General features: G+C 71.0%; 16 protein-coding genes. 7 read left to right on the top strand and 9 right to left on the bottom strand.

Features of this window, described 5'->3' with window-relative positions; genetic code table 11:
• Nucleotides 1-4: 4 nt before the first annotated feature.
• Nucleotides 5-1,276, bottom strand: coding sequence for an MFS transporter (locus ABZ624_RS16945; RefSeq protein ID WP_360088522.1), 1,272 nt, complete (start codon nt 1,274-1,276; stop codon nt 5-7).
• A gap of 208 nt (nt 1,277-1,484) precedes the next feature.
• Between ABZ624_RS16945 and aroQ the strand changes: the two genes are divergently transcribed.
• Complete coding sequence (gene aroQ / locus ABZ624_RS16950; protein WP_360088614.1) at nt 1,485-1,958, top strand: type II 3-dehydroquinate dehydratase; 474 nt, start codon at nt 1,485-1,487, stop codon at nt 1,956-1,958.
• A 28-nt stretch (nt 1,959-1,986) separates the two neighbouring features.
• On the opposite strand, the gene ABZ624_RS16955 is transcribed toward aroQ, so the two are convergent.
• The 5 genes from ABZ624_RS16955 to ABZ624_RS16975 all read right to left on the bottom strand — a co-directional run bounded on the left by ABZ624_RS16955 (nt 1,987) and on the right by ABZ624_RS16975 (nt 6,083).
• Nucleotides 1,987-2,745, bottom strand: coding sequence for an amino acid ABC transporter ATP-binding protein (locus ABZ624_RS16955; RefSeq protein WP_360088525.1), 759 nt, complete (start codon nt 2,743-2,745; stop codon nt 1,987-1,989).
• Nucleotides 2,742-3,677, bottom strand: coding sequence for an amino acid ABC transporter permease (locus tag ABZ624_RS16960; RefSeq protein ID WP_360088528.1), 936 nt, complete (start codon nt 3,675-3,677; stop codon nt 2,742-2,744). Before ABZ624_RS16960 ends, ABZ624_RS16955 begins: the two co-directional genes overlap by 4 nt.
• Nucleotides 3,674-4,558 (bottom strand): ABC transporter substrate-binding protein, encoded by an 885-nt coding sequence (locus ABZ624_RS16965; protein WP_360088531.1) that lies wholly within the window; start codon nt 4,556-4,558, stop codon nt 3,674-3,676. Before ABZ624_RS16965 ends, ABZ624_RS16960 begins: the two co-directional genes overlap by 4 nt.
• Nucleotides 4,559-4,696: 138 nt before the next feature.
• A complete protein-coding gene (locus ABZ624_RS16970) occupies nt 4,697-5,350 on the bottom strand; it encodes an MBL fold metallo-hydrolase (protein ID WP_360088534.1) in 654 nt (217 codons plus the stop codon).
• A 46-nt stretch (nt 5,351-5,396) separates the two neighbouring features.
• On the bottom strand, nt 5,397-6,083 hold the full coding sequence (locus ABZ624_RS16975) for a maleylpyruvate isomerase family mycothiol-dependent enzyme (protein ID WP_360088537.1): 687 nt from the start codon (nt 6,081-6,083) through the stop codon (nt 5,397-5,399).
• Between the two features lie 224 nt (nt 6,084-6,307).
• Between ABZ624_RS16975 and uvrA the strand changes: the two genes are divergently transcribed.
• The gene (gene uvrA, locus ABZ624_RS16980) at nt 6,308-9,334 is read left to right on the top strand and encodes an excinuclease ABC subunit UvrA (RefSeq protein ID WP_360088540.1); all 3,027 of its coding nucleotides are present in this window, start codon (nt 6,308-6,310) and stop codon (nt 9,332-9,334) included.
• Between the two features lie 168 nt (nt 9,335-9,502).
• Here uvrA and ABZ624_RS16985 read toward each other — a convergent pair whose 3' ends face one another.
• Together ABZ624_RS16985 and ABZ624_RS16990 are read right to left on the bottom strand one after the other, a co-directional pair.
• On the bottom strand, nt 9,503-10,414 hold the full coding sequence (locus ABZ624_RS16985) for a carbohydrate kinase (protein WP_360088543.1): 912 nt from the start codon (nt 10,412-10,414) through the stop codon (nt 9,503-9,505).
• The gene (locus tag ABZ624_RS16990) at nt 10,411-11,541 is read right to left on the bottom strand and encodes a LacI family DNA-binding transcriptional regulator (RefSeq protein WP_360088546.1); all 1,131 of its coding nucleotides are present in this window, start codon (nt 11,539-11,541) and stop codon (nt 10,411-10,413) included. Before ABZ624_RS16990 ends, ABZ624_RS16985 begins: the two co-directional genes overlap by 4 nt.
• Before the next feature lie 361 nt (nt 11,542-11,902).
• Here ABZ624_RS16990 and ABZ624_RS16995 point away from each other — a divergent pair, with 361 nt between their 5' ends.
• Nucleotides 11,903-12,331, top strand: a complete 429-nt coding sequence (locus ABZ624_RS16995; RefSeq protein ID WP_360088549.1) for a Rieske (2Fe-2S) protein — start codon at nt 11,903-11,905, stop codon at nt 12,329-12,331.
• A 241-nt stretch (nt 12,332-12,572) separates the two neighbouring features.
• Here ABZ624_RS16995 and ABZ624_RS17000 read toward each other — a convergent pair whose 3' ends face one another.
• On the bottom strand, nt 12,573-13,520 hold the full coding sequence (locus ABZ624_RS17000) for a hypothetical protein (RefSeq protein ID WP_360088552.1): 948 nt from the start codon (nt 13,518-13,520) through the stop codon (nt 12,573-12,575).
• A gap of 446 nt (nt 13,521-13,966) precedes the next feature.
• Between ABZ624_RS17000 and uvrC the strand changes: the two genes are divergently transcribed.
• From uvrC to whiA, 4 genes are read left to right on the top strand one after another with little or no spacing between them, the layout of a single operon-like run.
• Nucleotides 13,967-16,054, top strand: a complete 2,088-nt coding sequence (uvrC, locus tag ABZ624_RS17005) for an excinuclease ABC subunit UvrC (protein WP_360088555.1) — start codon at nt 13,967-13,969, stop codon at nt 16,052-16,054.
• Nucleotides 16,051-17,070: an RNase adapter RapZ gene (gene rapZ / locus ABZ624_RS17010; RefSeq protein ID WP_360088558.1), complete on the top strand. Its 1,020-nt coding sequence runs from the start codon at nt 16,051-16,053 to the stop codon at nt 17,068-17,070. The genes uvrC and rapZ overlap by 4 nt, the downstream gene beginning before the upstream one ends.
• Nucleotides 17,067-18,161, top strand: a complete 1,095-nt coding sequence (yvcK, locus tag ABZ624_RS17015) for a uridine diphosphate-N-acetylglucosamine-binding protein YvcK (protein ID WP_360088560.1) — start codon at nt 17,067-17,069, stop codon at nt 18,159-18,161. The genes rapZ and yvcK overlap by 4 nt, the downstream gene beginning before the upstream one ends.
• Entirely contained in the window at nt 18,152-19,141 is a 990-nt protein-coding gene (gene whiA, locus ABZ624_RS17020) for a DNA-binding protein WhiA (RefSeq protein WP_351247281.1), read from the top strand. The genes yvcK and whiA overlap by 10 nt, the downstream gene beginning before the upstream one ends.
• Nucleotides 19,142-19,161: the final 20 nt, after the last annotated feature.

Below are 19,161 nucleotides of genomic sequence, written 5' to 3' on the forward strand. Positions count from 1 at the left end.
CGGGTCAGCCTGTCGCCGGCTCCACCGCAGGCACCAGCACCGGCCGCGTCTCCGGAAGCAGCGCGAAGCACACCAGGCTGAGCAGTGCGACGCCCGTCAGATAGGCGCCCACGGCCCACGGCACCCTGCCGCCCTGCTCCGCGAGCGCGGTGGCCACGATCGGGGTGAGAGCGCCGCCGAGGAGCCCGCCGAGGTTGTAGCCCACCGCTGCGCCCGTGCAGCGCACCCGCGCTTCGTACAGTTCCGGCAGGTAGGCGGCGATGACCGCGAACATGATGAGGAAGGCGATCAGGGCGCCCAGAATGCCCAGGAACATCAGCAACGGCTCACCGGTGGCCAGCAGTGCCACCATCGGGAGCATCCACAGGGCGCAGGCCGAGCACCCCGTCAGACACATCGGCCGACGCCCGTAGCGGTCGCCGAGCAGCGCCATCAGCGGCGTGAGCGCCCCCTCCACGACCACTGCGGCCATGACACAGGTCAGCATCACCGTACGGCTCACCCCGAGCCGCTCCGTCGCATACGCCAGCGACCAGGTCGTCACCGCATAGAACACCGCGTACCCGACGGCCAGCGCGCCGGCCGTCAGCAGCACCAGCCGCCCGTGATGCCGTACGACCTCGACGATCGGCACGCGCGCGTGGTCGTCGATCTCCAGGAACCGAGGGCTCTCCGCGAGCGACGAGCGCAGCCACAGCCCGGCCAGTGCCAGCACTCCAGCCGCCCAGAAAGGCACCCGCCACCCCCATCGCGCGAACTCCGCGTCCGACAGTGCCGCCGACAGGGCGAGCATCACCCCGTTGGCGAGCACGAAACCGAACGCGGGTCCCACCTGAGGAAAGCTCGACCACAGCGCGCGTCGCCCGGCCGGCGCGTGCTCGGCGGTCAGCAGCACCGCTCCACCCCACTCCCCGCCGAGCCCCAGCCCCTGCAGGAAGCGCAGGACGAGCAGCAGCACGGGCGCGGCGACACCGATCGCCCCGTACGACGGCACGCAGCCCACCGCGACCGTCGAGGCGCCCGTGACCAGCAGCGAGACGACGAGCACCGGCCGTCGCCCGCGCCGGTCGCCGAGATGCCCGAACAGCACCGAGCCGAGCGGACGGGCCACGAACCCCACCCCGAACGTGCCGAACGCCGCCAGGGTCCCCGCGACGGGCGAGAACGTCGGGAAGAACAGCGGTCCCAGCACCAGGGCCGCCGCCGTCCCGTAGACGAAGAAGTCGTAGAACTCGATCGCGGTCCCCGCCAGCGACGCGGCGGCGAGTCTCGGCATCGAAGGGGCACTTGCGGCGCGTACAGGCTGCATGCCGCGTCAACTACCCCATGTGACAGGCGGTTACGGGGCGCGCGGAGGTGATCGAGCGACCGTGATGTGCGCCGAAGCCGCTGCGGCGCAGGGGCCGCCCTTCGCTCCGGTCACCGTGATAGACCGGGTGCGAGCAGCGGTCGTCGAGTACCGCCCCGAACGGACCGGAGGAACCGTGCCCCGCACCCTGGCCAACGCCCCGATCATGATCCTCAACGGGCCCAACCTGAACCTGCTCGGCCAGCGCCAGCCCGAGATCTACGGCAAGGACACGCTGGCCGATGTCGAGGCGCTGTGTGCCAGGGCCGCGGCGGCGCACGGCGGCACGGTGGACTTCCGGCAGTCCAACCACGAGGGCGAACTGGTCGACTGGATCCACGAGGCGCGCCTGAACCACTGCGGGATCGTCATCAACCCCGGCGCCTACTCCCACACGTCGGTCGCGATTCTGGACGCACTCAACACCTGTGACGGCATGCCCGTGCTGGAGGTGCACATCTCCAACATCCACCAGCGCGAATCGTTCCGGCACCACTCCTACGTCTCGCTGCGCGCGGACGGTGTGATCGCCGGGTGCGGAGTGCAGGGCTATGTGTTCGGCGTGGAACGCGTGGCCGCCCTGGTGGGCGCGGCGCAGCAGGACGCGTAGGCCTGCGCCGACGCGTGGGCCTGCGCCGTCACAGGCGGCCCGCCTCCACGATCCGCCGCAGGAAGCGCCTCGTGCGCTCCTGCTGCGGGTCGCCGAAGACCTGCTCGGCGGTGCCGCGCTCCAGGACGACTCCGCCGTCCAGGAAACAAACCTGGTCGGCGACGTCCCGCGCGAAGCCCATCTCGTGCGTCGCCAGCACCATGGTCATGCCGTCGTCCTTGAGGTCCCGGACCACCTCCAGCACCTCGCCCACGAGTTCGGGGTCCAGCGCCGCCGTGATCTCGTCCAGCAGCAACAGCCGGGGCCGCACGGCAAGCGCCCGTACGATCGCCACACGCTGCTGCTGGCCGCCGCTGAGCCGGTCGGGGTAGGCATCGGCCTTGGCGGCCAGTCCGAGGCGCTCCAGCAGCTTCCTGGCCCGTTCCTCGGCCTCGGCACGGGCGACGCCGTGCACCCGGCGCGGCGCCAGCGTGATGTTGTCCAGCACGGTCATGTGCGGGAACAGGTTGTACGCCTGGAAGACCGCGCCGATGCGACGCCGCACCGCGTCCTGGTCGGCACGGGGGTCGGTGATCTCCTCACCGTCCAGCCAGATCGCACCGTCGTCGATCTCCTCCAGGAGGTTGGCGCAGCGCAGCAGCGTGGACTTGCCCGAGCCGGACGCGCCGATCAGCGCGGTCACCGTGTGCGGCGCGACCTCCAGCCCGACGTCCCGCAGCACGACGGAACCACCGAAGGTCTTGCGGACGGACTCCATACGCAGGACAGGTGCGTCTGCCTCACTCATAGCGCTCCTCCCTGGTCCCGCTGCCGGTCCATCCGCGCCGTCACCCAGTCCGTGAAGCGGGTCATCGGAATGGTCAGCGCCACGAACACCAGCCCCGCGACGATGTACGGCGTGTAGTTCATGCTGCGGCCCACGATGATGTCGGCCGCCCGTACGGCGTCCACCGCGCCCCCGATCGACACCAGGCCCGTGTCCTTCTGCAGCGACACCAGGTCGTTGAGCAGCGGCGGCACCTGACGCCGTACCGCCTGGGGGAGGACGACGTAGCGCAGGGCCTGCCGGTTGGTGAGGCCCAGTGAGCGCGCCGCGGCGTGCTGCGAAGGGTGGATCGACTCGATGCCGGCCCGGAACACCTCGGCCACATACGCCGAGTACGTCAGCGTCAGTGCCGTACCGCCCAGCAGCACCGGATCGACCGTCACGCCCTGCAGCCGCAGCGCCGGCACGCCCAGGACGACGATCATCAGGTTGATGATCAGCGGAAGGCCGCGGAAGAAGTCGGTGTACGCCGCCGCCAGCACCCGCAACGGAACGAAGACCGGGCCGCGCAGAGTGCGCGCGATCGCGATCAGCATGCCCAGGACGAGGACGGCGACGCCGCAGACCGCGAGCAGGCGGACGTTCAGCCACAGCCCTTCGAGGACCTTCGGCAGCGCCTCGCGCGCGTAGTGCGCGTTGAAGAACGTCTCCTTGGTGCGCGGCCAGCCCGGCGCGTCGACCACGACCAGGTACAGCACGACGGCCGTGACCAGCGTCGAGAGTGCTGCGACGGCCGTGGCGCGGCGGGCACGTGCGCGTTGGTGGCGCTCGCGCTCCAGTCGCCGTTCGGAGGGTACGTAGCCGTCACCGGAGCCGCCCTGGGCGGCGGCGCCGGTCATGTCGCCCTTGTCGTCGGCCCCCTCCCGTGCCGACTCGCCCTTGGTGACCGTCACTTGAGCACCGGGGCGTCGACGGCGTCGGAGAGCCACTGCTTCTCGAGCTTCGCCAAGGTGCCGTCCTTGCGCAGGGCGTCGACGGCGCCGCTCACGCACGAGGTCAGCGCGCTGCCCTTGTCCAGTACCAGTCCGAACTGCTCGGGTGCGGCACCCTGGTTCTCGAACTGGCCGACGATCTTCGCATTCGTCACCTCGGCGGCGGTGATGTAGAACGCGGTCGGCAGGTCGACGACGATGGCGTCGACCTGGCCGTTCTTCAGGGCGGACTTCGCCTGGTCGTTCTTGGCGTACACCGCGGCCTCCTGCTTCGGCTTCACCACGTCGGTGATGTAGTCGAGGCTCGTGGTGCCCACCTGGGCGCCCAGCCTGAGGTCCTTCAGGTCCGCGATGCTCGTCGCTTTGGCGGCCTTGCTGCCCTTCAGGGCGATGACGGCCTGGCGCACGTCGTAGTAGCCGGAGGAGAAGTCGACGGCCTTCTTGCGCTCGGTGCTGACCGACACCTGGTTGATGTCGAAGTCGAAGGTCTTCACACCGGGCGCGAACGCCCTGTTGAACGGCACGCTCTGCCATACGACCGCGCTCTTGCCGTAACCCAGCTGCCGGGCCACGGCGTAGGCGACCGCCGACTCGAAGCCCTTGCCGTTCGCCGGCCTGTCGTCCTTGAACCAGGGCTCGTACGCCGGTTCGTCCGTCGCGATCGTCAGCTTCCCGGAGGTCCTGGTGGCCAACTTGCCCTTGGTGCAGCTCTTCGCGGCCGGTCCGGACGGGCTTGCCGACGCGTTGTCCTCGGGCTGCGGAGCACAGCCGACAGCGGTGGCGAGCAGGGCTACGGTGGCGGCGGCCAGCGCACGGCGCAGGGTGCGAGGGGCGAGGTACATGGCGGGAGATTGGCAGCGAACCCCACGTTTGTCCAGGTCATGACCGTAAGTGTCCGCATCGTGGGAACGGGTGTTGCGATCCTGTGAACGTCGTGCGTACGCGCCCGCGAGAGCGACACGGGGAACCGTGCCGACGACTCACCAGCCCCGGGATCTCCACTCCGCCAGGTGCGGTCGCTCGTCGCCGAGCGTGGTGTCGTTTCCGTGGCCCGGGTAGATCCACGTTTCGTCGGGCAGTGGACCGAAGACCTTCCCCTCAAGACCGTCCATCAGACTCGTGAAGTCCACCGGATTCGTCGTCTTTCCAGGACCTCCCGGGAAGAGGCAGTCGCCGGTGAAGACGTGCGGGTGGCCGTGCGGGTCGTCGTAGACCAGCGCGATGGAGCCCGGGGTGTGCCCCACGAGATGCCGCGCGGTGAGCTCGACACGTCCCACCCTGATGAGATCGCCGTCGTCCACGAGAACATCGGTGGGCACCGGGATGCCGGGAGCGTCCTCGCGGCCGGCGTACGTACGCGCGCCCGTGGCGGCGACGACCTCCGCGAGTGCCTGCCAGTGGTCGCCGTGCCGATGCGTGGTGACCACGGAGGCGATGCCGTCGTCACCGATCATGCCGAGGAGCGTCTGCGCCTCGTTGGCGGCGTCGATCAGGAGCTGCTCGTCGGTGGCCCGGCAGCGCAGCAGATAGGCGTTGTTGTCCATCGGGCCGACCGCGATCTTCGTGATCATCAGGTCTTTCAGCTCGTGCACGTCGGCCGGTCCGCCGACCTTGACCTCACCGCTGTACGTCATGGTGATCAGCCTATAGCGGGGGAGTGCCCGGCGGACCGTTGTCGCGCTACAGCGGCGGCAGCGTCGGCAGTGCGCCGCCGGTCGCCTTCAGCGCGGCCCCCTCACGACGTCCGGCGAGCCAGCCCAGCAGGTCCGCCGGAGCGCCGCTGACCGTCACCGCGGGCCCGGCCGCCTCGCGTCCCGTGCTCCACGCGCGCGTGCCGTCCGTGACGCGGGTTGCGGGAACATCGGGATGCCCGGAGAAGCGTGCCGTGAGGAAGTCGATCTCCCGCTCCGTGAACTCCGCCGGGAGATGCTCCAGCTCGTACCCGATGCCGAGATCCACATGGTGCAGTCCGACCTCGACCCACCTGCGGAACGGCACGCGGGACGCGGAGTCGGTGACCCCGTTGCGCAGCTCGACCGTGCGCGTCCAGTCCGCCGGCGCGTTGCCCACCGCCTGGAAGCGGGCCGCCGTCTCGCGCAGGTCGGCGAGCTGGGCGTCGAGGGGGCGCGGGGCGTCACGTTGGATGTCGGCGTCCCGCGCCTCGGCGCTCGCGTACATGGGCCGGCCCTCGAGAACGTTCACGAGCGCGTCCGCGTTGCGGGCGAGGTGGGCGAGCACGTGGCCGCGAGTCCAGCCCGGAAGCCGTGACGGCTCGGCGAGCGATGCGTTGTCCAGTTCGGCGACCGCGGTCAGGAGCCGTTCGGTCGCGTCACGTACACATGCCAGGTCATGAGCGTGATCAATCATGGGCCTGACATTAGTCCCGCCACACCTTCGGGTGAAGGTCGTGAAGCCCGTCCGTGAATCGAAAGCACGTGCTATATCGTCGGAAGTGACGTCGGGCATGCTGGATGGCCGGGGGTTGTTATGCAATCGGGCAATCCGACCGGCGTTGTCAGTGGCTCCCCCTAGTCTGAAGAAGGACGGGGGCCTCGCCCCTGTCACTTCTCTCAAGAAAGGTGCGGACCGGCGTGGCCGACCGTCTCATCGTCCGTGGCGCGCGCGAGCACAACCTGAAGAATGTCTCGCTCGACCTGCCTCGTGACTCGCTCATCGTCTTCACGGGCCTGTCCGGGTCGGGCAAGTCCTCCCTGGCCTTCGACACGATCTTCGCGGAGGGCCAGCGCCGCTACGTGGAGTCGCTCTCCTCGTACGCCCGGCAGTTCCTCGGCCAGATGGACAAGCCGGACGTGGACTTCATCGAGGGCCTGTCCCCGGCGGTCTCCATCGACCAGAAGTCGACCTCGCGCAACCCGCGCTCGACGGTCGGCACCATCACCGAGGTCTACGACTACCTGCGTCTGCTCTTCGCGCGCATCGGCAAGCCGCACTGCCCCGAGTGCGGCCGCCCGATCTCGCGCCAGTCGCCGCAGGCCATCGTGGACAGGGTCCTGGAGCTGCCGGAGGGGAGCCGCTTCCAGGTGCTGTCGCCGCTCGTGCGCGAGCGTAAGGGCGAGTTCGTCGACCTCTTCGCCGACCTGCAGACCAAGGGCTACTCCCGCGCGCGCGTTGACGGCCAGACCGTCCAGCTCTCCGACCCGCCGGCGCTGAAGAAGCAGGAGAAGCACACCATCGAGGTGGTCGTCGACCGTCTCACGGTGAAGGAGTCCGCCAAGCGTCGGCTCACCGACTCCGTGGAGACCGCCCTCGGACTGTCCGGCGGCATGATCGTGCTCGACTTCGTCGACCTCCCCGAGGGCGACCCAGAGCGCGAGCGCATGTACTCCGAGCACCTGTACTGCCCGTACGACGACCTGTCCTTCGAGGAGCTGGAGCCCCGCTCCTTCTCCTTCAACTCGCCCTTCGGTGCCTGCCCCGACTGCACCGGCATCGGCACGCGCATGGAGGTCGACCCGGAGCTGATCGTCCCGGATCCGGACAAGTCCCTGGACGAGGGCGCCATCCATCCCTGGTCGCACGGGCACACCAAGGACTACTTCGGCCGACTGATCGGCGCCCTCGCGGACGCCCTCGGCTTCCGTACGGACATCCCGTTCGCCGGGCTGCCCCAGCGCGCGAAGAAGGCCCTGCTGTACGGCCACAAGACCCAGATCGAGGTGCGCTACCGCAACCGGTACGGCCGCGAGCGGGTGTACACCACGCCCTTCGAGGGCGCGGTGCCGTTCGTGAAGCGCCGCCACAGCGAGGCCGAGAGCGACGCCAGCCGTGAGCGCTTCGAGGGCTACATGCGCGAGGTGCCCTGCCCGAGCTGTGAGGGCACGCGCCTGAAGCCGATCGTCCTCGCGGTCACGATCATGGAGAAGTCGATCGCCGAGGTCTCCGGGATGTCGATCAGCGACTGCGCGGACTTCCTGGGCCGGCTGAAGCTGAACGCCCGGGACAAGAAGATCGCCGAGCGGGTGCTGAAGGAGGTCAACGAACGGCTGCGCTTCCTGGTCGACGTCGGCCTGGACTACCTCTCACTGAACCGCGCGGCCGGCACACTCTCCGGCGGCGAGGCCCAGCGCATCCGCCTGGCCACCCAGATCGGCTCCGGTCTCGTCGGCGTCCTGTACGTCCTGGACGAGCCGTCCATCGGCCTGCACCAGCGGGACAACCACCGGCTGATCGAGACCCTGGTCCGGCTGCGCGACATGGGCAACACGCTCATCGTCGTCGAGCACGACGAGGACACCATCAAGGTCGCCGACTGGGTCGTGGACATCGGTCCCGGCGCCGGCGAACACGGCGGCAAGGTCGTGCACAGCGGCTCGCTGAAGGAGCTGCTCGCCAACACCGAGTCGCAGACCGGCGCGTACCTCTCGGGCCGCAAGGCGATCCCGCTGCCCGACATCCGCCGCCCCCGCGACCCGTCCCGGCAGCTCACCGTGCACGGCGCCCGCGAGAACAACCTGCAGGACATCGACGTGTCCTTCCCGCTGGGCGTCTTCACGGCCGTCACGGGCGTCTCCGGATCCGGCAAGTCGACACTGGTCAACGACATCCTCTACACCCACCTGGCCCGCGAGCTGAACGGCGCGCGGAACGTCCCCGGACGGCACACGCGCGTGGACGGCGACGACCTGGTCGACAAGGTGGTGCACGTCGACCAGTCGCCGATCGGCCGCACACCGCGGTCCAACCCGGCGACGTACACCGGTGTCTTCGACCACATCCGCAAGCTGTTCGCCGAGACCACCGAGGCGAAGGTCCGCGGCTACCTGCCCGGCCGGTTCTCTTTCAACGTCAAGGGCGGCCGCTGCGAGAACTGCGCGGGCGACGGCACGATCAAGATCGAGATGAATTTCCTCCCGGACGTCTACGTCCCGTGCGAGGTCTGCCACGGCGCCCGGTACAACCGGGAGACCCTGGAGGTCCACTACAAGGGCAAGTCCATCGCCGACGTGCTGAACATGCCGATCGAGGAGGCCACCGACTTCTTCGAGGCCGTCCCGGCCATCTCCCGGCACCTGAGGACGCTGAAGGACGTCGGTCTCGGCTACGTCCGCCTCGGTCAGTCCGCCACCACTCTCTCCGGTGGTGAGGCCCAGCGGGTGAAGCTGGCCAGCGAACTGCAGAAGCGCTCCACCGGGCGCACGGTCTACGTCCTGGACGAGCCGACCACCGGTCTGCACTTCGAGGACATCAGCAAGCTGCTGACGGTCCTCGGCGGCCTGGTCGACAAGGGCAACACGGTCATCGTCATCGAGCACAACCTCGACGTGATCAAGACCGCCGACTGGGTCGTGGACATGGGTCCCGAGGGTGGCGCCGGTGGTGGCCTGGTGGTCGCCGAGGGCACGCCGGAGGAGGTCGCCGGGGTTCCGGCCAGCCACACCGGCAAGTTCCTGCGCGAGATCCTCGGCGCCGACCGCATCAGCGACGCGGACCCGGTGACGGCACCGCGTGCGGCCACCGTCCGGAAGACGGCCGCGGCGACGACGGCGGCGAAGAAGACGGTGACGGCCAAGGCCAACAACACCGCGACCAAGAAGGCCGCCGCGGCCACGAAGAAGACGACGCCCGCAAAGAAGACGACGCGGACACGCAAGGCCTGACGCAGCAGCGACCAAGGTCTGACACACCACCAAAAAGCGGCGCCCCGCGGGAACTCCCCGCGGGGCGCCGCTCGTTCCACCATCAGCAGCCCCGGCTCCGAGGTCCGACAGGTCCCCGCACCACGGGTCCGGCCGCACCTTGACAACAGCAGAGAGAAATGGGGCCGCTCACAGGCCACCCAGCTCGGCCGCGTACGGCGGCTCGGCCCCCGCCCGCGAGCAGGTGATCGCCGCCGCGCGTGCCGCGAAGCGCAGCAGCCGCGTCCAGCCCTGAACTCCCAGGGCGGCGAGCGCTTCCTCCGACAGCGCGTCCTGTGCGGACAGACCGTGCAACAGCGCCGCGTTCACCGTGTCACCGGCGCCGATGGTGTCCACCACGGCGACCTTCTCACCCGGTACGGAGTACTCCGCGCCGTCTCGGGTGAACACCGTCAGTCCCTCTCCGCCCCGGGTCACCACCACAGCGGCCGGTCCCGCGGCCAGCCACTCGCGCGGAGTGCCGCCCAGCCACTCGGCGTCCTCCGCGGAGAGCTTCAGCAGCGTCACCGAGGGCAGCCAGCTCTTGAAACGTGCCCGGTAGCCGTCCGCGTCCGGGATCAGCCCCGCCCGGATGTTGGGGTCGAGCGCGGTGAACACCCCCTGTCCGGCCGCCGCGCGCATCAGCTCCTCATAGGCGCTCGCGCCCGGTTCCAGGACGAGCGAGCAGGTACCGAAGGACACCGCGCGCGTGCCGGCGGGCAGCGCGGTGGGAGCGGTGAACAGGCGGTCGGCGGTGCCGTCGACATAGAAGGAGTACGCGGCCGAGCCGCTGGCGTCGATCGTGGCCACCGCCAGAGTGGTCGGCTCCGGCCCGCGCTGCACTTCCGACACATCCACCCCCGCTCGCCGCATCCCGTCGAGCAGAGCCTCGCCGAAGGCGTCGTACGACGTCCGGGAGCAGAACGCGGTGCGGGAACCGAGCCGGCCAAGGGCCAAGGCGGTGTTGTACGGGCCGCCGCCGAGCGCCGGCTTCAGGTCCGCGAGGGCACCGGAGCCCTGCGGCACCAGGTCGATCAATGCCTCACCGGCGACGACGATCACGAGGCGGTTCCCTTCTCCGACGGCATGGATGACGTGGTGTGCCCGTGCTTTTCGGACCGGCCCGGCTTCTCCGGGCACCCGCAGGACGTGCGATGGACGAACGCACACGGCAGCCGGACCGTCCGGGTCGGCCGGCGCGGCTCGTCCAGACGTTCCAGGAGCACCTGGACGGCCTGGGCGCCCAGCTCTCGGCTGGGCTGGGCGATGGCGGTGAGCCGGGGCGAGAACAGGTCCGCCCAGGCGAAGTCGTCGAAACAGCACAAGGCCATGTCGCCCGGGACGGACAGGCCCTGCCGGTGCAGGGCGCGCAGGGCGCCGATGGTCATCGCGTTGTTGGCGGTGACAAGCGCGGTGGGCGGGTCGGGCAGGGCGAGCAGGGCGGCCGTGGCCTGCTCGGCACCCGCCGACTCGGAGTTACCGGACACGAGGAGCCGTTCGTCGTGGGCCAGGCCGGCGGCGGTGAGGCCGTCCCGGTAGCCGGAGACACGCTCGCGGGTGGTGCTCAGCCCGGGCAGACCCGCGACCAGACCGATCCGGCGGTGACCCAGCCCGGCGAGATGGGTGACGAGACGGGCCGTCGGTCCGGCGCTCTCGGCGCAGACCTGGTCGTACCAGGGAGCGTGCTCGCCGGGGGCGGTGCCCGCTCCACCGGCGACCGTGATGCCGTCCAGCACGTCTGCGTCGACCGTCCGGTCCAGAAAGACGGTCGGTACGGCATGGCGGCGGAGGTAGCCGGCCAGATCGTGCGGATGCACGGACGGAGCGACGATCACGCCGTCCACCCGGCGTTCGTGGAGGAGCTGCACGACCTTGCGTTCGTGCCCGGGGTCGTCGTGCGGGTCCGCGATGAGCAGGCTGTACCCCGCCGCCAGGGCGGCCGCCTCGACGCCCTGGAGGATCTCCGTGAAGTACGGGTTGCTGATCGCCGATACCGCGAGCCCGATGGAGCGGGTGCGGGACGTCACCAGGGAGCGGGCCAGGGTGTTGGGGGTGTAGCCGAGGGCGTCGATGGCGTCCAGCACGGCTTGACGGGTGTGGGGGAGCACCGGGCGGGTGCCGTTCAGGACGTGGGAAACGGTCGCGACAGAGACCCCGGCGCTCCGTGCGACGTCCGCCATCGTGGGCATCGCGTTTCCCTTCCTGAGCCGACTGCGCCGACGCAGCGGGACCGACCGCTGCGGACGCGTTGAGCGGACGCACCGCACAGATGCACTGCGCGGATGCACTGCTTGGACGCACTGCTTGGACTGGGCGGGCCGCCAGGCCGAGCGGCCGTGGGCCCTTCCGGCCGGGACGGTATCCCATTGTCCGCCCCCGCGTAAACGCTTGCGCAAGCGTTTACGCCCACCACCTCCACCCCCGCCGACACCTCCTCGTCCTCCCCGCCATCCCCTGACGCCCTCGCCTGAAGCCAAGGCCCCCGTCCCGAGGTCGGTCCTTCTGCCCGGTATCGTCGCCCTGCACATCCCTTGAGCAGTGGAGTTCCAGATGCCTGCGCGCCCCTCCGCGAGCCGCCGTACCGTCCTTCGAGGCGCCGCCGTGGCCCCGGTCGCCGGACTCGGTCTGGCGGCGTGCTCGGCGCCCGGGCAGGGCAGCTCGGCCGCGGCCGCCCCGACCGCGCCGGTCGACCTGGGTGCCGAGAACGAGGTCTCGAAGGGCGGCGCCAAGCTCTACCGGGATCACAACGTGGTCGTCAGCCGCGACGGGAGCGGCGAGCTGAAGGCGTACAGCACCGTCTGCACGCACGCGGGGTGCCCCATCAACAAGCTGCAGGGCACGACCCTGATCTGCCCCTGCCACGGCAGCCAGTTCGACGCCGTGACGGGCAAGGTGGTCCAGTCACCGGCCACCGAGCCCCTGGCCGAGCTGCCGGTGAAGACCACGAACGGGAGGATCATCGCCGGCCCGGGCGGCTGACCGACCCGCTCCGACACCCCGCACACGCGCCCGCCTGGGTCGCCGCACAGCTGTCCCGCCCCACAGCCGCCCAGCGCCACCGCCCCACCCGTCGCCCGCGCCGCCGATCCGCCCGCTCCCTCCGTCCCTCCACCGAGCCACCGGGCTCCCGTCTTCGGCCCGGCGCGACGGATCCCGGCGCCTCAAACAGGTCTTCACCCGGACCGCAACAGACCCACAACGCACCACACCCGAGGCGACTTCACTCCCACTCCCATGCGATGCCGACGATCCCCGGACGTATCCGTGGCTCGACCACGTGGACGCAGTGGTGGGGGCCGGTGACCGGCAGGTCGTTCCGGCCGCTGCGCGGCGCCGCCGTCGAGTGCTGGGTGAAGCGATGGCAGCGCATCGGCAGAGCGGCCGCGTCGAACCGCACCTGGAGGGCGTACTGGCCGCCGGGGAAGCCGAAGCGGTGGAGGTACTCGCGGGAGGCCCCGGCCGTGCCGTCCTCGATGCCGTACCGGAAGAGGAAGGTGTCCCCGGAGCACAGCCGGGTGCCGAAGAGCAGCTCCGCCACCAGTACGCCGGTGTCCTGGTCCCAGCGGACGCGTCCCGTGCGGCAGTTCTCCAGCGCCCGCACCCTGATGTCGTGCGGCCGGCAGCCGGGGTCGCCGTGGTGCACGGCGAGGAAGCGGTCGACGCCGTCGCGGTGGGCCCGCACGATGTGGTGGGCCTCGCGGCCCGCCAGCTCGCGCCGGGCGCCGATGCGGACGCGTTCGTGGTGGCCCAACGTGTGCAGCCCGCCGTCGAGGGACCAGCCCAGCTCGGCCCCGAGCCGGTCCAGCACGTCCGAGGCCTCGATCAGGGAGCGGTAGGAGCGCACGGCCGGGTGGCCGGCCACCGCGCGCTCGTCGGCCTCCGCGAGCAGCCGGATCAGCGACTCGTCCGGCAGATGGAGGATCTCCTCCAGTGCCCGTACCGCACGCAACGACTCGGGGCGCTGGGGGCGGCGGGCGCCCTGTTGCCAGTAACTCAGGCTGGTGACACCGACCTTCACCCCGTGGCGGGACAGATGGTGCTGGACGCGCTGGAGCGGCAGCCCGCGTGCGGCGATCGCGGCGCGCAGCGCCACATGGAAGGGGCCGCCCCGCAGGGCCGTGTCCAGTTCCGCGGTGGGGAGGTGCGCGTGCTCCGTGGCATGCCGCATGCCGGGGCGCCTTTCTGTGAGGTGTCACAACGGCTGGTCAGACCGTCTGAGCGGTGTGCGGGGCCACCCCCGTGGGCGCTGGTGTACGCCCGTGACTGCGCACGCCGCGCCGGTACGCGTGCGTGCACGGCCCCGAGTTCCCCCGCATTGAAGCGTGTTGACCAGGCCCCGACAACACCTGGAACCCGCCACGGCCGCGGCCGGCCGGGCCGCGCGACCGGAGCGGAGCCGCCGGCCACGAGTGGCGCGCCCCCTGTGGCGCCCGGCGGGAAGACCAGCGCGTGACGGAGACATGGTCGTTCGCCGGTGTCAGGATCGCCCGGCACATGATCGGTGCGGGCCTGCCCCGGCGGGCACCGGGCGGCCTGTGGACGGCTGAGCGGCACGGGGCGGGCGTTGTCCACAGGCCCGACGCGGTGTCGGTGCTCGCCAGTAGGGTGTGAGACATGGCCGACCCCTCCAGCTACCGCCCCAGGCCGGGTGAGATCCCGGACTCTCCCGGGGTGTACAGGTTCCGCGACGAGCACCGCCGGGTGATCTACGTCGGAAAGGCGAAAAGCCTGCGCCAGCGCCTGGCGAACTACTTCCAGGACCTGGCGAACCTGCACCCGCGCACCCGGACGATGGTGACCACCGCCGCGTCCGTGGAGTGGACCGTGGTGTCCACGGAGGTCGAGGCCCTCCAGCTGGAGTACTCCTGGATCAAGGAGTACGACCCCCGGTTCAACGTCAAGTACCGCGACGACAAGAGCTACCCATACCTCGCGGTGACGATGAACGAGGAGTTCCCGCGCGTGCAGGTGATGCGCGGTCACAAGAAGAAGGGCGTCCGGTACTTCGGGCCGTACGGGCACGCGTGGGCCATCCGGGACACCGTCGACCTGCTGCTGCGCGTGTTCCCGGTGCGCACCTGCTCGGCCGGCGTGTTCAAGAACGCCGCCCGTACGGGCCGCCCCTGCCTGCTCGGCTACATCGGCAAGTGCTCCGCCCCCTGCGTCGGCCGGATCGGCCCCGAGGACCACCAGGACCTGGCCGAGGAGTTCTGCGACTTCATGGCCGGCCGCACCGGCACCTACCTCCGCCGTCTGGAGAAGCAGATGATGGAGGCGGCCGAGGAGATGGAGTACGAGCGGGCCGCCCGGTTGCGCGACGACATCGAGGCCCTGAAGAAGGCCATGGAGAAGAACGCCGTCGTGCTCGCCGACGCGACCGACGCCGACCTCATCGCCGTCGCCGAGGACGAGCTGGAGGCGGCCGTGCAGATCTTCCATGTGCGCGGCGGCCGGGTGCGCGGCCAGCGCGGCTGGGTGACCGACAAGGTCGAGGAGATCACCACCGGCGCCCTGGTCGAGCACGCCCTGCAGCAGCTCTACGGCGAGGAGACCGGGGACGCGGTCCCCAAGGAGGTCCTGGTCCCGGCGCTGCCCGAGCCGGTCGAGCCGGTCCAGGAGTGGCTGGCCGGCCGCCGCGGGGCGAACGTCTCCCTGCGCATCCCCCAGCGCGGCGACAAGAAGGCGCTGATGGAGACCGTGCAGCGCAACGCCCAGCAGGCTCTCGCGCTGCACAAGACCAAGCGTGCCTCCGACCTGACCACGCGCTCGCGCGCCCTGGAGGAGATCGCCGAGGCCCTCGACCTGGACAGCGCGCCGCTGCGCATCGAGTGCTACGACATCTCGCACCTGCAGGGGGACGACGTGGTCGCCTCCATGGTCGTCTTGGAGGACGGCCTGCAGCGCAAGGGCGAGTACCGCCGCTTCCAGATCAAGGGCTTCGCGGGCCAGGACGACGTCCGCTCCATGCACGAGGTGATCACCCGTCGCTTCCGGCGTTACCTCGCCGAGAAGGAGAAGACGGGGGAGTGGGCCGACGGCGAGGAGACCGCCACGAACGGCGAGAGCGCCCTTCCCGACGGCGAGCCGCTCACCAGCTCGCTGAAGGACGACGACGGCCGTCCCAGGAAGTTCGCCTACCCGCCGCAGCTGGTCGTCGTCGACGGCGGTCAACCGCAGGTCGCCGCGGCCCGGCGCGCTCTGGACGAGCTGGGCATCGACGACATCGCCGTCTGCGGCCTCGCCAAGCGGCTGGAGGAGGTCTGGGTGCCCGGCGAGGACGACCCGGTGGTCCTGCCCCGCACCAGCGAGGGCCTGTATCTCCTCCAGCGTGTCCGGGACGAGGCGCACCGGTTCGCGATCACCTACCAGCGGACCAAGCGGGCCAAGCGCTTCCGGGCCGGCCCCCTGGACGACGTCCCCGGCCTCGGCGAGACCCGCAGGCAGGCGCTCATCAAGCATTTCGGCTCGGTGAAGAGGCTGCGGTCCGCCACAATCGAACAGATCCAGGAGGTGCCCGGGATAGGCCGGAAGACGGCCGAGACGATCGCCGCGGCCCTCGCCCAGGCGGCCCCGGCCGCACCCGCCGTGAACACGGCGACTGGAGAGATCATTGATGATGAGGAACCCGATACGACGGCGGGTTCCTCGGGGGAGCCCGTAACCGCGGGTCTCCCGGACGAACGACGGGGGCAGGAGACATGACCGAGCACGACGCACAGCCCACAGCGGAGCGAGATCCGGCCCGCAAGGAAGCGGGGCAGGACCAGCCACAGGCCGCGGCCGGTGAGCAGCCCGCGGCGCAGGAAAACGGAGCACAGGTGAGCACGGACGGTACGCCCGCCCAGGCCCCCGAAGCGGCCATCCCCGAGCTGGTGATCATCTCCGGCATGTCCGGAGCGGGACGGTCGACGGCGGCCAAGTGTCTGGAGGACCTCGGCTGGTTCGTCGTGGACAACCTCCCGCCCGCCCTCATCCCCACCATGGTGGAGCTGGGCGCCCGCTCGCAGGGCAACGTGGCGCGGATCGCGGTCGTCGTGGACGTGCGGGGCCGGCGCTTCTTCGACAATCTGCGCGAATCCCTCGCCGACCTGGACACCCGGGGCGTCACCCGGCGCATCGTCTTCCTGGAGTCCTCCGACGAAGCCCTGGTGCGCCGCTTCGAGTCGGTGCGCCGCCCGCACCCCCTGCAGGGGGACGGCCGCATCGTCGACGGCATCGCCGCCGAGCGGGAGCTGCTGCGCGAGCTGCGCGGCGACGCCGACCTGGTGATCGACACCTCCAGCCTGAACGTGCACGAGCTGCGCGCCAAGATGGACGCCCAGTTCGCCGGCGAGGAGGAGCCCGAGCTGCGGGCGACCGTGATGTCCTTCGGCTTCAAGTACGGCCTCCCGGTCGACGCCGACCTGGTCGCGGACATGCGGTTCCTGCCCAACCCGCACTGGGTCCCGGAGCTGCGCCCGTACACCGGCCTGAACGAGGAGGTCGCCGCCTATGTCTTCAACCAGCCCGGCGCGAAGGAGTTCCTCGACCGGTACGCCGAACTGCTGCGGCTCATCGCGGCCGGCTACCGGCGTGAGGGCAAGCGGTATGTGACCATCGCGATCGGCTGTACCGGCGGCAAGCACCGCTCGGTCGCGATGTCGGAGAAGCTCGCCGCGCGCCTCGCGGCCGAGGGCGTGGAAACGGTGGTCGTACACCGGGACATGGGACGGGAATGACGGAACGTACACGGCGGCTCAGCCGGCTGCGCAGGATGGTGCCCGAGGGACGCGCGAGCCGTGCGGCTGCCGAGTCCCGGCCGGCCCGCCTCGCCGAGGCCCGCGGTGGCCGGCCCCGCCGCCGGGGCGCACAGCCCAAGGTGGTCGCGCTCGGCGGCGGCATGGGCCTGTCCGCCTCGCTCGCCGCGCTGCGCCGGATCACCGGCGACCTCACGGCCGTCGTCACGGTGGCCGACGACGGCGGTTCCAGCGGCCGGCTGCGCGACGAGCTGGGCGTGCTGCCGCCCGGCGACCTGCGCAAGGCGCTGGCCGCGCTGTGCGGTGACGACGACTGGGGCCAGACCTGGGCCCGGGTCATCCAGCACCGCTTCACCTCCCAGGGAGACCTGCACGACCACGCGGTCGGCAACCTGCTCATCGTCGCCCTGTGGGAGCAGCTCGGCGACCATGTGCAGGCGCTGGACCTGGTCGGCAAGCTGCTCGGCGCGCACGGGCGCGTGCTGCCCATGTCCGCCGTACCGCTGGAGCTGCAGGCCCTGGTCAAGGGGCACGATCCCGACCGCCCGGACGACGTGGACACCGTGCGCGGGCAGGCGACGGTCGCGCTGACGCCCGGCGAGGTCCAGTCGGTGCACCTCGTGCCGCACGACCCGCCGGCCGTGCCCGAGGCCGTGGCGGCGGTCCTGGACGCGGACTGGGTGGTGCTCGGTCCCGGCTCCTGGTTCTCCTCGGTGATCCCGCATCTGCTCGTCCCCGAGCTGCTGGACGCCCTCACGGAGACCAAGGCGCGCAAGGTGCTGTCCCTGAACCTCGCCCCGCAGCCGGGAGAAACCGAGGGCTTCTCCCCGCAGCGTCATTTGGAGGTTTTGGGCCGACACGCCCCTAAACTCGCCCTGGACGTGGTGCTGGCCGACGAGGCTGCCGTGCCCGACCGCGACTCGCTCACCGAAGCCGCCAAACGGCTGGGAGCCGCGATCGAGCTGGCACCGGTGGCCCGGACCGATGGATCACCCCGGCATGATCCGGAGCTGTTGGCCGCCGCGTACGACCGTATTTTTCGGATGCATGGAAGGATCGGCCCATGGCGATGACGGCAGCGGTGAAGGACGAGATCTCCCGGCTACCCGTCACCCGGACCTGCTGCAGGAAGGCGGAGGTTTCCGCCATTCTGCGGTTCGCCGGCGGCCTTCACCTGGTGAGCGGGCGCATCGTGATCGAGGCGGAGCTGGACACCGCGATGGCGGCCCGCCGTCTCAAGCGGGACATCCTGGAGATCTTCGGCCACAGCTCCGAGCTGATCGTGATGGCGCCCGGCGGTCTGCGCCGCGGCTCGCGGTACGTCGTGCGGGTCGTCGCCGGTGGTGACCAGCTGGCCCGCCAGACGGGCCTCGTGGACGGCCGGGGCCGCCCGATCCGCGGACTGCCACCGCAGGTGGTCTCCGGGGCCACCTGTGACGCGGAGGCGGCCTGGCGCGGGGCCTTCCTGGCGCACGGTTCGCTGACCGAGCCCGGCCGTTCCTCCTCGCTGGAGGTGACCTGCCCGGGTCCGGAGGCCGCGCTCGCGCTGGTCGGTGCCGCCCGCCGGCTGTCCATCGCCGCCAAGGCGCGCGAGGTGCGGACGGTGGACCGGGTCGTCGTCCGGGACGGTGACGCGATCGGGGCGCTGCTGACCCGGCTCGGTGCGCACGAGTCCGTGCTGGCCTGGGAAGAGCGCCGGATGCGCCGCGAGGTGCGGGCCACCGCCAACCGGCTCGCCAACTTCGACGACGCCAACCTGCGCCGTTCGGCCCGGGCCGCCGTGGCCGCCGGTGCCCGCGTCCAGCGGGCACTGGAGATCCTCGGCGAGGAGGTCCCCGAGCACCTCGCGGCGGCGGGCCGGCTGCGCATGGAGCACAAGCAGGCCTCCCTGGAGGAGCTGGGCGCGCTCGCCGACCCGCCGCTGACCAAGGACGCGGTCGCGGGCCGTATCCGGCGCCTGCTGGCGATGGCCGACAAGCGCGCCGCCGACCTGGGCATCCCGGGCACGGAGGCGAACCTCACGGAGGAGCTGGCGGACAACCTGGCCGGCTGACCGACGCCGTACGAAGTCGC

The sequence above is a fragment of the Streptomyces sp. NPDC007205 genome (genome assembly GCF_040634095.1).
Lineage (GTDB): Bacteria > Actinomycetota > Actinomycetes > Streptomycetales > Streptomycetaceae > Streptomyces.